Annotated in this window: 10 protein-coding genes; 5 read left to right on the top strand and 5 right to left on the bottom strand. The window is 61.0% G+C overall.

Annotated features, from left to right (window positions below):
* Nucleotides 1–24: 24 nt before the first annotated feature.
* The 5 genes from FMN63_RS22300 to FMN63_RS22320 all read right to left on the bottom strand — a co-directional run bounded on the left by FMN63_RS22300 (nucleotide 25) and on the right by FMN63_RS22320 (nucleotide 8,495).
* The gene (locus FMN63_RS22300) at nucleotides 25–2,136 is read right to left on the bottom strand and encodes a TRAP transporter permease (RefSeq protein ID WP_148586338.1); all 2,112 of its coding nucleotides are present in this window, start codon (nucleotides 2,134–2,136) and stop codon (nucleotides 25–27) included.
* A gap of 1 nt (nucleotide 2,137) precedes the next feature.
* Nucleotides 2,138–3,793: a sulfatase-like hydrolase/transferase gene (locus FMN63_RS22305; RefSeq protein ID WP_148586339.1), complete on the bottom strand. Its 1,656-nt coding sequence runs from the start codon at nucleotides 3,791–3,793 to the stop codon at nucleotides 2,138–2,140.
* 106 nt (nucleotides 3,794–3,899) lie between these two features.
* Nucleotides 3,900–4,811: a LysR family transcriptional regulator gene (locus tag FMN63_RS22310; RefSeq protein ID WP_148586340.1), complete on the bottom strand. Its 912-nt coding sequence runs from the start codon at nucleotides 4,809–4,811 to the stop codon at nucleotides 3,900–3,902.
* A 95-nt stretch (nucleotides 4,812–4,906) separates the two neighbouring features.
* Entirely contained in the window at nucleotides 4,907–6,190 is a 1,284-nt protein-coding gene (rhaI, locus tag FMN63_RS22315; RefSeq protein WP_148586341.1) for an L-rhamnose catabolism isomerase, read from the bottom strand.
* A 202-nt stretch (nucleotides 6,191–6,392) separates the two neighbouring features.
* Nucleotides 6,393–8,495: a bifunctional rhamnulose-1-phosphate aldolase/short-chain dehydrogenase gene (locus FMN63_RS22320; RefSeq protein WP_148586342.1), complete on the bottom strand. Its 2,103-nt coding sequence runs from the start codon at nucleotides 8,493–8,495 to the stop codon at nucleotides 6,393–6,395.
* A gap of 184 nt (nucleotides 8,496–8,679) precedes the next feature.
* On the opposite strand from FMN63_RS22320, the gene FMN63_RS22325 reads away from it, so the two are divergent.
* From FMN63_RS22325 to FMN63_RS22345, 5 genes are all read left to right on the top strand, one after another.
* The gene (locus FMN63_RS22325) at nucleotides 8,680–9,486 is read left to right on the top strand and encodes a DeoR/GlpR family DNA-binding transcription regulator (RefSeq protein ID WP_148586343.1); all 807 of its coding nucleotides are present in this window, start codon (nucleotides 8,680–8,682) and stop codon (nucleotides 9,484–9,486) included.
* A 55-nt stretch (nucleotides 9,487–9,541) separates the two neighbouring features.
* Complete coding sequence (gene rhaS, locus FMN63_RS22330; protein ID WP_148586344.1) at nucleotides 9,542–10,534, top strand: rhamnose ABC transporter substrate-binding protein; 993 nt, start codon at nucleotides 9,542–9,544, stop codon at nucleotides 10,532–10,534.
* 101 nt (nucleotides 10,535–10,635) lie between these two features.
* Nucleotides 10,636–12,189: a sugar ABC transporter ATP-binding protein gene (locus FMN63_RS22335; RefSeq protein WP_162530102.1), complete on the top strand. Its 1,554-nt coding sequence runs from the start codon at nucleotides 10,636–10,638 to the stop codon at nucleotides 12,187–12,189.
* Nucleotides 12,186–13,169, top strand: a complete 984-nt coding sequence (locus FMN63_RS22340) for an ABC transporter permease (RefSeq protein ID WP_205514227.1) — start codon at nucleotides 12,186–12,188, stop codon at nucleotides 13,167–13,169. The genes FMN63_RS22335 and FMN63_RS22340 overlap by 4 nt, the downstream gene beginning before the upstream one ends.
* A complete protein-coding gene (locus FMN63_RS22345; protein ID WP_148586345.1) occupies nucleotides 13,166–14,182 on the top strand; it encodes an ABC transporter permease in 1,017 nt (338 codons plus the stop codon). The genes FMN63_RS22340 and FMN63_RS22345 overlap by 4 nt, the downstream gene beginning before the upstream one ends.

A 14,182-nucleotide genomic window follows, 5' to 3' on the forward strand; every position in this document is an offset into this window, starting at 1 on the left:
TCCTCCCGTGGAAAAGTGCTTTTGTCATTGTATGGGATTGGGCGCGGAGGCGAGGCTCCGCTGCCGGGTTGCGTGAAAGGCGATATCCGCCAGGATCAAAACCGAAGCGGCACCGGCAATGGCGACGTGCGGAACCAAAACCAGCAGGCCAAGGCAGATGCGCAGCAGGCGCTCCCAGGGGGGCAGGCGTCCCCGGTCAAACCCGGCCAGAGCGGAGGCGATTGACCACAAGGCAAGCGCGAAAGCGGCAATGATCCAGAAGAACGCGGCCCAGGAAATGCTGGCCAGATCGACCATTGTCTTGCTGTCCGGAGCGCCCGAACCGAACCAGACGAACAGCACCTGCAGCTTGTAGAGAACCGCCGGGTGGTAGACGAAGATGAAGGGGATCAGGAACCCGGCAATGCCGATGCGGGCGGCCTCGAAGCCGGTGCGGATCGGGTCGGCGCCGGCAATCGGGGCTGCGGCAAAGGCGGCGAGTGCCACCGGCGGCGTGACCGTGGACATGACGGCAAAGAAGACCACGAACATGTGCAACGTCAGCTCGGGGATGCCAACCGCATCGATGCCGGAGGACAGCGCGATGACGATGATGAAATAGGTCGCCCCCGGGGGCAGGCCCATGCCGAGCACGATGGCACCGAGCGCAACGACGATGAGCACGAGCGGCAACGGTCCACTGGCGAGCTGTGTCAGCAGCAGGGCGAGGCGGCCGGCGAAACCCGATACCTGGATCAGGCCGACAATCAGGCCAATGGCCGTGACGATGACGACAATGGAGGCGGCCATGCGTCCCGCATTGACGAAGGCCTGCCAAAGGCGTTTTCGGGACCGGAATTCACGAAACAGAACCAGGGCGCAGACAATGGCTGCGACAAAGCCGTAAAATCCCGCCTTGGGCACGGAGGGCTGGCTGAACAGGAAATAGGTGAGCACACCCAGCGGCATGACAAAGACGAGACATTGCACCCATTCCTTGCCGGTCAACGGTGGGCGTTGCTCCCTTGGCAGAGCGCCGATGCCGAGCTGCCGGGCCTCGAAATAAACCGTCAGGAAGGTGGCGAAATAGAACATGATCGCGGGCAGGATGGCGGCCACGACAATGTAGCGGTATTCCAGCCCGATCTGCCCGGCAACGAAGAAGGCGACGACGCCCATCACCGGAGGCATGATCTGTCCGCCGGTGGAGGCGGCAGCTTCCACGGCACCGGCAAATGCAGGCTTGAAGCCGGACTTCTTGATGACCGGAATGGTCATCACACCGGTGGAAACCACGTTGGAGATGGCCGCGCCGGAAAGCGTGCCGAAGAGGGCGGAGGAGGCGACGGCTGCATGGGCGGCACCGCCGACGAGACCGCCGGTGAGCCGGTTTGCAATTTTCATCAGAAGATCGCCCGCGCCTGAGGCCATCATCACCGCGCCGAAGACGATGAAGATCAGCACGCTGCCGGAAACCACCTGCAACGGTTGGCCGAACTGGCCGCCGGTCTGGGCCCAGAAGTTCAACACCATGGCCCGCAGGCTCTGACTGAAGGTCGAGTCGGATCCGGCAAGAATGCCGGTCCAGTCGGGCAGGTGGCCGCGGATGAAGAAATAGACCACCCAGAACAGGCAGAAGGCGACGATAAAGCCGCCGAACATGCGCCACGTAAGATAGAGCGTGATGGCGGTGGCAATCGGGAACATCACGAAGTCGATCGGGCTGGCGCTGGGCAGCGCGCCGCCGTCGGTCGCGAAGATCTTCAGCATCCAGGAAACGAAGGCCGCAAGTGCAAGCAAGGTCAGCGCCCAGTTGAGCCAGCGCCCGGCCCGTCCCCGGTGCAACGTCAGCAGGCAGATGGAAAAGGAAAAGACAATCGGCAGGCCGATGATCAATCCCGTTGGCAGCAGGAACGAGCGCTCGAAAGAGCGGTAACCGGATCCCAGCCAATGATCGCGCATGAGGGTGCGCTGGTCGCGGCGGGACAGTTCGTCAAAGCCCTGTGTGGTGGCCTCGATGAACCAGCGAACGAAATCCGTGATCGGCCCGGACGCCGCATAAGTAAGGATCACGAGAACAAAAAGCACAGCGAGACAATCGGCAATCCACTTGTCGGTGCGGGGAATGGCCGGGGCGGGGCCCGTTGCCGTGCTCACCTCAATTTCCTCCCTTTTCGGGAGAAACGTGATCCTGCAGGACAGGACCGCGATAGGCCTTCGTCAGTTCCTCCGGCACTTCCGACCCATCCTTCAGGAACGGCAGGATGCCGCGCCGGGCTGACTTGCCGCGCATGGCGGCGATGTCTGCGTCCGACCGGGTCACGCGCTGTGACATGCGCCGGCCCCAGCGGGCCAGCAGGTCGTACATCCGGGCGATCTCGGCCTCATGGCCGTCTGCCTTGGCCAGATCCTGAAATTCCTCCGGGTCGTTTTCCAGATCGAACAACATCGGCCGGAAGCCGCCTTCGGCATGAATCAGCTTGTAGCGACCGTCGAACACCATGAAGAGACGGGCATCACGGGTGGTGACACCCAGGGATGCGCACATGGGTGTGACGGAATAGTCGTATTCGCTGATGACCGCCTCGCGCCACGCGGGCGTTTCGCCGCGCAGCCAGGGCGTCAGGCTCCGGCCTTCCAGAATATGACCGGCTTCGGCACCGCCCGCGGCTTCCAGGAAGGTCGGGGCAAGGTCGATGGCTTCCACCAGCACGTCGCAGGTGGTGCCTCTGGTGGCATCGGCCTCGCTGCGCGGATCGTAGATGATCATCGGGATCTTGACGGAAGGCTCATGGAACAGATCCTTTTCGCCAAGCCAGTGGTCGCCAAGATAGTCGCCATGGTCGGAGGTGAGCACGATCATGGTGTCTTCCATCCGACCGGTCTCTTCCAGGTAGTCCAGCAGCCTGCCGAGCTGGTCGTCGCATTGCTTGATCAGGCCCATGTAGGCGGGAATGACCTTGCGGCGCACGTCGTCCTGCTGAAAGGCGGCCGCGATCTTGTTGGCCATGAAGGCCGCATAGACCGGATGAGCATTTTCCCGTTCGACATCGGCGCGGATCGCGGCAGGAACGTGGTTCTGCCCGTACATGTCGTGATAGGGGGCCGGGACGATGTAGGGCCAATGGGGCTTGATGTAGCTGACATGTGCGCACCAGGGTGCTTTTGCCTGTTCGATGAAGTCGATGGTGCGGGTCGTCAGCCAGGGCGTTTCGCTGTCTTCCTCGCGGATGTTGGCCGGCTTGTCGGCATTGTCGAACATCCAGCCAGAGGCCTTCTCACCGTTTTCGACGCCGGCATTGGCGAAGTCCGCCCAGGGGTTCTCGCCCGCATAACCACGCGACTTGAGGTATTCGTTGTAAGGCGAACGTTTCTCGTCATAAAAGCCGTCCGGGCCTTCACCCCAGAGCCCGTCGTCGCGCACCCAGACATCAAAGCCGCATTCGGCCTGCCGGGCGCCGATGATGCTGTCCGGCGAGAGCCCCAGCCGTGTCATGCCTTCCGCATCCACCTTCATGTGGGTCTTGCCGATCAGCCAGCAGTCCATGCCGGCCTTGCGCAGGTGATCGCCGAGCGTGTGTTCGCCGACACGCAGCGGGAAGCCGTTCCACTGTGCCCCGTGCGAGGACGCATAACGCCCGGTGTAAAAGCTCATCCGGCTCGCGCCGCAGATGGGGGATTGCACATAGGCGTTGGTAAAACGCACGCCCTTGGCGGCGACCCGGTCAAAGTTCGGGGTGTGTAGATAGGGGTGTCCCGCGCAGCTCAGATAGTCAAAGCGGAGCTGGTCGTACATGACGAACAGGATATTCACTCAGATGTCCTCCCAAGGAGCCGCTTCTGCGGCCTTCTTGGAACGCAATCTAGCACCCCCGGGATATATCCCTCAATTAACTCGAACTCATCGATATAACTACAGGTTATGTCGTTTTGTCTTTGGGGGCCCAGTTTCGGCCTTCCTCGCGAACGATGTCGGCAAAGGCCTGAGCTGCCGGTGTCAGCAGTCTTTCCTTGGTCCGGGTCAGAGCGATGTCCGCGGTCAGCATGCTCAGGTCGATTGGCAGGGCGGTCACGGCCCAGCGTTCCTTCACCTCGTCGACGATGAGCGATGGAAAGGAGCAGACGATATCGGACTGTTCGAGAACCGCCAGAATGCTGAGGATCGAATCGGAGCGGATGACGGGGGCCGGCCCCTGCAAACCGTGCATCCGGAAATAGTCCTGAAACAGCGGACGGCGGCTGCTCGGGCCGATGACGGCCCATCGTGCGGTCAGCAGGTCCTGCGGTTTAGACAGGTCCTTCAGGTGAGACTGCTGTCCGGCAAGGAAGGTCACCGACGTGGTCAGCAGAGGCTCGACGTGAAGCCCGGCCTTGGGCTGGGCGTCAGGGGCCGGTCCGATGACGAAGTCCGCTTCGCCGGATCTCAGCGCATGAAAGGCTTTCGGCGCATGGCCGCCGGTAATGTTCAGTTCAACGCCTGGAAATCGGCTCTGAAACCGTCGCAACACCGGCGGAATGATCTTGAGTGCGGCCAGCGGTGAGACCACGACGGAAATCATGCCGACATATTGCCCGCGCGACTGGGCCACGTCTTCCGTCAGCTTCTGCAGGTCGCTCTGGATCCGGCGGCAACGGTCGATGACCGTCTGACCTTCCAGCGTTGGCACGATGCCACTTGGCACCCGGTGGAAGAGGACGACACCGAGATCGCCCTCGATCTTCTTCAGCGCCTTGGTGATCGCCGGTTGAGACTTGCCAAGGGCCTTTGCGGCTGCCGCGAGGCTTCCAAGGGTCGCGACCGCATCGATCAGTTCCACATATTGGGCTTTCACGCCGAGCGCCTTCCTGTTGATTACTGGCAGGGCCGGACTGTGCCAAAGTTCGGCCGATCAAGCTACAGCCTCCCGGACCTGAGCGCGGCTTTGCGTCAGACGATCCCGCCACCGGCGCCGGAGACTTCCGGGCGGACCTCCGCCACCTTCTGCCGGTAACCGGCCGCGCGGTAGGCCGCAACGGGATCGATAGCGCCACCGTTTTCCAGTCTTGCCATGGCCAGGATCGGCTCCACGTCGGTTCGGAACGCAGTTTTCAGCGTTGTTGTCGCCATCAGGGCGTCGTTGCTGTCCTGAAAACCGTCCAGCGCTGACCGGTCGACCAGCAGGGCCTGCGCGTAGGCGCGCTGAACTTCCATGGCGGAGACCATCAGGCTTTCGATGGGGTCGGTGACATTGTGAGACTGGTCGAGCATATGAGCCGGGTTGAACCCCGGAGCCTGTCTCGTTTCGGCGTCCACCAGTTCGTTGAACACCAGGAACAGCCGGTACGGATCGATGGAGCCCGTATCCAGGTCGTCGTCGCCGTATTTGCTGTCGTTGAAATGGAAACCGCCGAGCTTGCCGAACTGAATCAGCCGGGCAACGATCATCTCGATATTGACGTTGGGTGCATGGTGTCCGAGGTCGACCAGGCAAAAGGCCTTCTCGCCCAGTTCCTGCGCGATCATGTAGTTGGTGCCCCAGTCCTGCACGACAGTGGAATAGAAGGCGGGCTCATACATCTTGTGCTCGGTGAACAGCCGCCAGTCGTCCGGCAGCTCCGCATAGATGGATTGTGCTGCATCCAGGTATCGCTCGAACTGGCGCGTGAAGTTCGTCTGACCCGGGAAATTCGATCCATCGCCAATCCAGACAGTCAGGGCCCGGGAGCCGATGGCCTTGCCGATTTCGATGCATTCCAGATTGTGCTCAACCGCCTGCTGGCGTGTGGCTGCATCAGTGTGGCTGAGCGAGCCGAACTTGTAGGAATGCACCTGACCGTCCTGATCCTGAAAGGTGTTGGAGTTCATGGCGTCAAAACCGAGCCCGAGCGCACTTGCCTTGGCCTTCAGCTCTGCCGGATCGGCCTTGTCCCAGGGAATGTGCAGGGAAACATTTGGCGTTGCGCGGGTTAGCTGCTGGATGACGCTGCAATCTTCCAGTTTGTCGAAGATGTTGCGCGGTTCGCCCTTGCCGGGAAACCGTGCGAACCGCGTGCCGCCGGTACCGACGCCCCAGGAGGGGACGGCTAGGCCATAGGCGGCGACCTTCGCCTTGACCGTGTCGATGGAAACCCCGCGCCGGTCCAGCCGTTCGCCCAGGGTTTCATAGTCACGCTTCAGGTCGGCTTCGCGGGTCTCGTTTTCCCCGGCGACCAGCGATGTGTCGATCATCATGAGAAGATCCTTTCCCGGATTTTCCTCGATCCGTTTGTTCCAAGATCACTTCCCCCAAATCCACGTCCTCATCCTGAGGAGCGAGCCTGCTCGCGTCTCGAAGGATGGGCGGCAAGCTCTGTTCGTGTGGCCCATCCTTCGAGACGGACCTGCCGGTCCTCCTCAGGATGAGGGGAGAGTGGTTCGGCAATGTTACTGACTGCTACCGCGTGAACGCCTGCACGTTGCCGGCATCGACATTGAGAATGTTCCCGGTCGACTTGGCGGAAAACTCGGAGGCGAAGAAGTAGGTCGCCTCGGCGATGTCTTCCGGCAGCACGGAGAGTTTCAGCAGCGAGCGCTGGCGGTAATGTTCCTCCAGCTCGGAGGTATCCTTGCCGTAGGCTTCGGCGCGTTCCTTCAGCCAGTCGCCGGACCAGATCTTGGAGCCCCGCAGCACCGCATCCGGGTTGACCACATTGACGCGGATCCCTTCCGGCGCACCTTCCAGGGCGAGACAGCGGGCGAGATGCAGTTCGGAGGCCTTTGCCGTGCAATAGGCGCTGGCGCCCGGAGAGGCCGCAAGGCCGTTCTTGGAGCCGATGAACACGATGGACCCGCCGATCCCTTGCGTCTTCATCACCTTGAAGGCTTCTCGGGACACCAGGAAATAGCCGGTCGACAGGATCGACATGTTCCGGTTCCACAGGTCAAGCGTGGTGTCCTCGATGGGGGCGGAAGAGGCGATACCGGCGTTGGAGACAAGAATATCGACACCGCCGAACTCCAGGGCGGCGCGGGCAAAGCTTTCTGCCACGGCGTCTTCGCTGGTGACATCCATCGTCACCGTGCGCACGACGTCCCTGGAATAGCGGGCGGTGAGATTGTCGGCGGCAGCGGCGAGTGCGTCCGCATCGATGTCAGCCAGCACCACGCAGGCTCCTTCGCGCAGGAAACGTTCAGCGGTGGCCGAGCCGATGCCGCCGGCTCCGCCTGTCACCAAAGCGATCTTGCCGGCAAGGCTCTTGGGTTTCGGCATGCGCTGAAGTTTGGCCTCCTCCAGAAGCCAGTATTCGATGTCGAAGGCCTCCTGCTCGGGCAAGCCGCAATAGGTGGAGACGCTTGAGGCGCCGCGCATGACATTGATGGCGTTGGTGTAGAATTCGCCGGAAATACGTGCCGTTGCCTTGTCCTTGGCAAAGGTGATCATGCCGACGCCCGGTATCAGGTAAACGACCGCATTCGGGTCGCGCAGGGCAGGGCTGTCGTCGTGCTTGCAGCGCTCATAGTAGGCCGCATAGTCAGCACGATAGGCTTCGGCTGCCTGAGCGAGACCGGCAAGCGTTGCCTCGATATCCGGATTGGCCGGATCGAAATCGACGACAAGCGGGCGGATCTTGGTGCGCAGGAAATGGTCCGGGCAGCTGGTGCCGAGGGCGGCAAGGGCCTCCATGTCGTTGGCGCAGACAAATTCCAGGACTGCGTCGCTGTCATCGAAATGACCGACCATATGCTGTTTGCCGGAGACCATCCCCCGGATCGCGGGCATCAGACGGGCAGCAATCATGCGCCGGTCGGATGGGGCAAGGGCGCGGTGTTTCGAACCGCCGAAAGCGTCCTTGCCAGCTGTCTTTTCCTCAAACCAGGCAATCGCCTTGTTGATGACTTCCAGCGTGGTTTCGTAGCAGGTCCTGGCGTCGTCGGCCCAGGTAAACAGGCCGTGGCTTTCCAGCACGACCCCGCGGGCCTCCGGATTTTCCAGGCAGAATTTCTCCAGCCACAGGCCGAGTTCATAGCCTGGGCGCTTCCAGGGCAGCCACCCGATCTCGCCGCCGAAAATTTCCTGCGTCAGTGCCTTGCTGTCGCTTGCCGCCGCAATGGCGATGATCGCGTCCGGATGCATATGGTCGACATGGCTTTTCGGCACATAGGCATGAAGCGGGGTATCGATGGAGGCCGCGCGCGGGTTCAGGTTGAACGTGCAGTGGGGCAGGCAGGCGACCATCTCGTCTTCGAACTCGACGCCGCGGTAGAGCCCTTTCAGCGCCCGCAGCTTGTCCATGTAGAGTGTCGCAAAGCCATCCATCTTGATGGTGCCGACATCGCCGCCGGAGCCCTTGACCCAGAGAACCTCGACCTGATCGCCGGTGAGGGGATCCTTTTCCATCGCCTTGGCGGAGGTGTTGCCACCGCCGTAATTGGTGATGCGCTTGTCGGACCCCAGGAGGTTGGAGCGATAGAGCAGCAGCTCCGCTTCGCTCATGCCGGAAGCCTTCTGGTCATCCCACAGGTTGGCAAGCCGGGAACCGGCAGCGGAATTCAGCATCTTTTCCTCCCAGGTAAGCCTGATGGCTTGCGTCTCGTTGCCTCGAAATTCGCTTGATCGGGTCCTGTTGTCAATCAAAAACGATCAATACCAATCATATTGCGCTGCAAAATGATCATTTTTGACTTTTTCTGATTGACATTGACCGGTGTTGGTGGAAACGTTTGATCAATGGGAGGACCAGATGCACGAGAAAGAACGCCACAGGATCATATTGTCCGCAGTCCAGGATCGTCCGGTCGTGACGGTTCAGGAGTTGGTGGTGTTGACGGATTCCTCCGAGGCGACCATCCGGCGCGACATTGCCCAGCTTCATGTGCAGAAGAAGCTGCGCCGTGTGCGGGGTGGGGCGGAGAGCATTCATCCGCCGCAGTTCGTCGGTCTGGCGGGGCGTCCGTTCAGCGTCAACGAAACGATCAACATCGCTCAAAAGCGCGCAATCGCACAAAAGGCGGTAGAGCTGTGCGAGGATGGAGATGCCATCATCATCAACGGCGGCACCACCACATTTCAGATGGTGCATCCTCTGGCAACCAAGCGCTGCCAGGTGTTCACCAACTCGTTTCCGATCGCAGAGCATCTCCTCAAGAATTCCAAGAACACCATCATGCTCTCCGGTGGTGTCATCTACCGCGAACAGAACATCATTCTGAGCCCTTTCGACAACGATGTGACCCGGAACTTCTATGCCAAGCGCATGTTCATGGGCGCGCAGGGGCTTGGTCCGCTGGGGCTCATGGAGGCCGATCCGCTGCTCATTCAGGCCGAGCAGAAGCTGATCGGCCAGGCGGATGAGCTCGTGGTTGTGGCGGATTCATCGAAATTCAGTGCGCGTTCCAGCCTGATCCTGTGCCCGCTTGAGCGGATCTCCACCGTCATCACCGATGACGGGATCCCCGACAGCGCGGCCAACATGCTGGAACAGGCCGACATCCATCTGATCGTGGCGGAAACAAGCGCCGCGCAGACCAAGGCAACCTCGAACGGGTAGCCGGCATACTGTCCGGGCCTTGGGAGGGGCCGGCAGCATTTTTGGGAGGAAGACCATGAAATTGCTCAAGTCACTTCTGGCGGCAACTGCAGTCGCCGCCGTCTGCTTCGCCGCACCGGCCAGTGCAGCGGAAAAGCGCATCGCCCTTGTCGTCAAGGCGCTCGGCATCGGCTTCTTTGAAGCTGCCGCCAAGGGCGCGGAAGAAGCTGCCGAGGAACTCGGCGACGTCGAGATCATCTACACCGGCCCGACCGACACGACCGCAGAAGGTCAGATCGAAGTCATCAACGCGCTGATCGCCCAGAAGGTGGATGCCATCGCGATCTCCGCCAACGATCAGGACGCCCTGGTTCCGGCCCTGAAAAAGGCCATGGACCGCGGCATTACCGTGATTTCCTGGGACAGCGGTGTTGCACCGGAAGGCCGTCAGCTTCACCTCAACCCGTCGTCCAATCCGCTGATCGGCAACATGATCATCAAGCTGGCCGCCGATCACCTGCCCGATGGCGGCGATGTCGCCGTCCTGTCCGCGTCCGCCACCGCCACGAACCAGAACATCTGGATCGAGGAAATGAACAAGGTGAAGGACAATTATCCGGGCATCAACGTGGTCGCCACCGTCTATGGCGACGACCTTGCCGACAAGTCCTATCGTGAAGCCCAGGGCCTGATGCAGACCTATCCGGACCTGAAGGCGATCATCGCACCGACCTCCGTTGGCATCGTGGCTGCGGCACAGGCTGTTTCTGATGCTGAAAAAGCCGGCCAGGTCAATGTGACCGGTCTCGGCCTGCCGTCCGAAATGGCCGGTCACATCAAGTCCGGTGCGTCCAAGTCCTTCGCGATCTGGAACCCGATTGACCTCGGTTATTCCGCAACCATGCTGGCCTACAACCTCGCCACCGGTGCGGCGGAAGCCAAGCCGGGTGCGGAAATCCCGATGGGCCGTATGGGCACGCTGACGCTTGACGAAAACAATGAAGGCGCGATGGCCGATCCGTTTGTCTACGACAGCTCCAACATCGACGACTTCAAGGACATTTTCTAAGCTGGTCGCCACGACCGGACGTTAGAAACCTGTCAGACCCGGTGCGCGCGGCACCGGGTCTTTAAAACCAGCAACGAAACTCCAGGCTCCGGGACATGGTCATGCTTGCGAACACGCAGGGCATAGCGGACACGCATCCGCAAACGGGAGACGGCACGGGGCCGGTACTGACCCTCAGCGGCATCTCCAAATCATTCCCCGGCGTAAAGGCGCTTTCCGAAGTTTCGCTGGAGCTTTTCCCAGGGGAAGTCACGGCTCTGGTGGGCGAGAATGGTGCTGGAAAATCCACCATCGTGAAGATCCTGACCGGCATCTATCAGCCGGACGAGGGAACGATCTCGATCAACGGCACCCCGGTTTCCTTTCCAACCGCGCAGGATGCGGGCCGGGCAGGGGTGACGGCCATCCACCAGGAAACCGTTCTGTTCGATGACCTGTCGGTGGCGGAAAACATCTTCATCGGCCATGCGCCGAAAACGCGTTTCGGGCTGATCGACCGCAAGGAAATGCTGCGCAAGGCACAAGCTCTGCTTGAGCGGATCGGTGCGAGGATCGATCCACATGTTACGCTGAAAGACCTCGGAATTGCCAACAAGCACCTTGTGGCGATTGCCCGGGCGCTCTCCATCGACGCCAAGATTGTCATCATGGATGAGCCGACCGCCTCGCTCTCCCACAAGGAAATCGAAGAAACCTACGAACTGGTGGAACGCCTGAAGGCCGAGGGTAAGGCGATCCTCTTCATCAGCCACAAGTTCGACGAGATCTTCCGCATTGCGGACCGCTACACGGTTTTCCGCGACGGCCAGATGGTCGGCACAGGCAAGATCGAGGAGGTGTCCGAACAGGAGCTGGTCAAGCTCATGGTCGGCCGCTCAGTCGACCAGGTTTTCCCGAAACGAGCGCCGCTGCTTGGCAAGGAAGTGCTGAAAGTCGTCGGCTACTGCCACCCCACCGAATTCGAGGATATCGGTTTTACGTTGCGCGCGGGCGAGATCCTCGGGTTCTACGGTCTGGTCGGAGCCGGGCGCAGCGAATTCATGCAGGCGCTGTTCGGTGTGACCAAACCCTCCAAGGGCGCAATCCGCATTGACGACACCATTGCCGTCATCCGCGACCCCTACGAGGCCATCCGGCACGGCATCGTCTATGTTCCCGAAGACCGGGGCAAACAGGGCGCCATCAAGGGTCTGCCCATCTTCCAGAATGTCTCGTTGCCGTCGCTCAAGGAAACCTCGCACAAGGGGTTTCTGCGGCTTGCAGAGGAATTCAAACTGGCCCGCGATTATACGCAGCGGCTGGATTTGCGTGCGGCAGCACTCGATCAGGATATAGGCGAACTGTCAGGGGGCAACCAGCAGAAGGTCGTCATCGCCAAATGGCTTGCGACCAAGCCGAGAGTGATCATCCTGGACGAGCCGACCAAGGGCATCGACATCGGGTCCAAGGCCGCCGTGCATGAATTCATGGCGGAACTGGCGGCCGAAGGTCTGGCTGTGATCATGGTGTCGTCCGAAATTCCGGAAATTCTCGGCATGTCCGACCGCGTGATCGTGATGCGCGAGGGGCGTATCGCGGCCGAATATGAAGGCGATGACCTGACACCGGAACATCTGGTGCGGGCGGCTGCCGGCATCACGGAGGTGCGCTCATGATCCGCTCGTTGATGAAATCCCGTGAGACCATCCTTGCCGGGGCGATATTGCTTCTGGTGATCGGCATTGCCATCCGCTTTCCCGGCTTTGTGACCCCGTCCAACCTTGCCAACGTCTTCAACGACACGGCACCGCTGATCATACTGGCTCTCGGTCAGATGGTGGTGATCCTCACGCGCTGCATAGACCTGTCTGTTGCCGCCAACCTTGCGCTCACCGGCATGGTGGTTGCCATGCTCAACATGGCCATGCCCGGCCTGCCGGTGCCGGTAATCCTTGTGTTGGCGCTCGTTCTTGGTGCCTTGATGGGGCTCGTCAACGGGCTGCTGGTCTGGAAGCTGGATATTCCGCCCATTGTTGTCACCCTTGGCACCATGACCATCTACCGGGGCATCATCTTCGTGATTTCCGGCGGCGAATGGATCAATGCCCACGAGATGAGCGACGCCTTCAAGGCGTTTCCGCGTGAAGTCGTGCTGGGTCTGCCGGTTCTTTCGTGGATCGCGATCGCCGTGGTACTCGGTTTCATCATTCTGGTCGGGCGCACGCCGCTTGGCAGGGCTTTCTTTGCCGTCGGCGGCAATCCGCATGCGGCCGTCTATACAGGCATCAACGTCGGCCTCACCCAATGTGCGGCCTATGTCCTTTCCGGGGCGCTTGCCGGGCTAACCGGCTACCTCTGGGTGGCACGTTACGCGGTTGCCTATGTCGATATTGCCGGCGGTTTCGAGCTGGAAGTTGTCGCGGCCTGCGTCATCGGCGGTATCTCGATTGCCGGGGGCATCGGGTCGGTCGGCGGGGCGCTGCTGGGGGCGTTGTTCCTCGGCATCGTCAAGAATGCGCTCCCGGTCATCAACATCTCGCCCTTCTGGCAGCTCGCCATTTCCGGCAGCGCGATCATCATTGCCGTTACCTTCAACGCCACGTCCAGCCGGGCCAAGGGCCGGGTGATCCTGAAAAAAGCGGAGCACGCAGCATGAGCCTCGCCACTCCAGACACCGGCGCGCAGGGGCGCCAGATCCCGGACAGGTTGAAGTCACCGTTGCAGCGGTTCCTTGTGAGTTGGGAGCTGCTTCTGCTGGTGGTTGCGGTCGCCGTGTTCACTTTGAACAGCTTTGCCTCGCCCTATTTCCTTGACCCGTGGAACCTCTCCGACGCGACCTTCAACTTTACCGAAAAGGCCATGATCGCCTTTGCGATGGGACTGTTGATCATCTCCGGAGAAATCGACCTTTCGGTTGCCTCTATCATTGCGCTTGCGTCGACGGCCATGGGCTTTGCCGTCCAGATGGGCGCGGATACGCCGGTTCTGGTGATGATCGGGTTGGGTACCGGGCTGCTGTGCGGAGCGTTCAACGGCTTCCTGGTGACCGGCTTCGGCCTGCCGTCCATCGTCGTGACCATCGGCACCATGAGCCTGTTTCGCGGCATTTCTTATATCGTCCTCGGCGACAAGGCCTACACCGGCTATCCCTCAAGCTTTGCCTTTTTCGGGCAGGGCTATGTCTGGTGGGTGATCTCCTTCGAGTTCGTGCTGTTCGCGCTGCTTGCCATTGTCTTTGCCGTCATTCTGCACAAGACGAATTTCGGAAGGGCGGTCTATGTCGTCGGCAACAATCCGGTCGGCGCGCTCTTTTCCGGTATTCGGGTGCCACGAGTGAAATTCGCGCTTTTCCTGCTCACCGGCCTGATGTCCGGCGTTGCCGCCATCTGCCTGACCTCGCGTCTCGGCGCAACAAGGCCCTCCATCGCCTTCGGCTGGGAGCTGGAGGTGGTTACCATGGTGGTGCTGGGCGGCGTCAATATTCTCGGCGGCTCCGGCTCCATTCCGGGCGTGGTGATCGCCGCCTTCGTCATGGGTATGGTCACCTTCGGCTTTGGCCTGCTCAACGTGCCGGGCATCGTCATGTCGATCTTCATCGGTCTGCTGCTGATTGCCGTCATTGCCCTGCCGCGCATTGCCGGCCGTGTCATCGCACACAGGAAGGCTTGA

It is taken from the genome of Stappia sp. BW2 (assembly GCF_008107695.1).
Taxonomy (GTDB): Bacteria; Pseudomonadota; Alphaproteobacteria; order Rhizobiales; family Stappiaceae; genus Roseibium.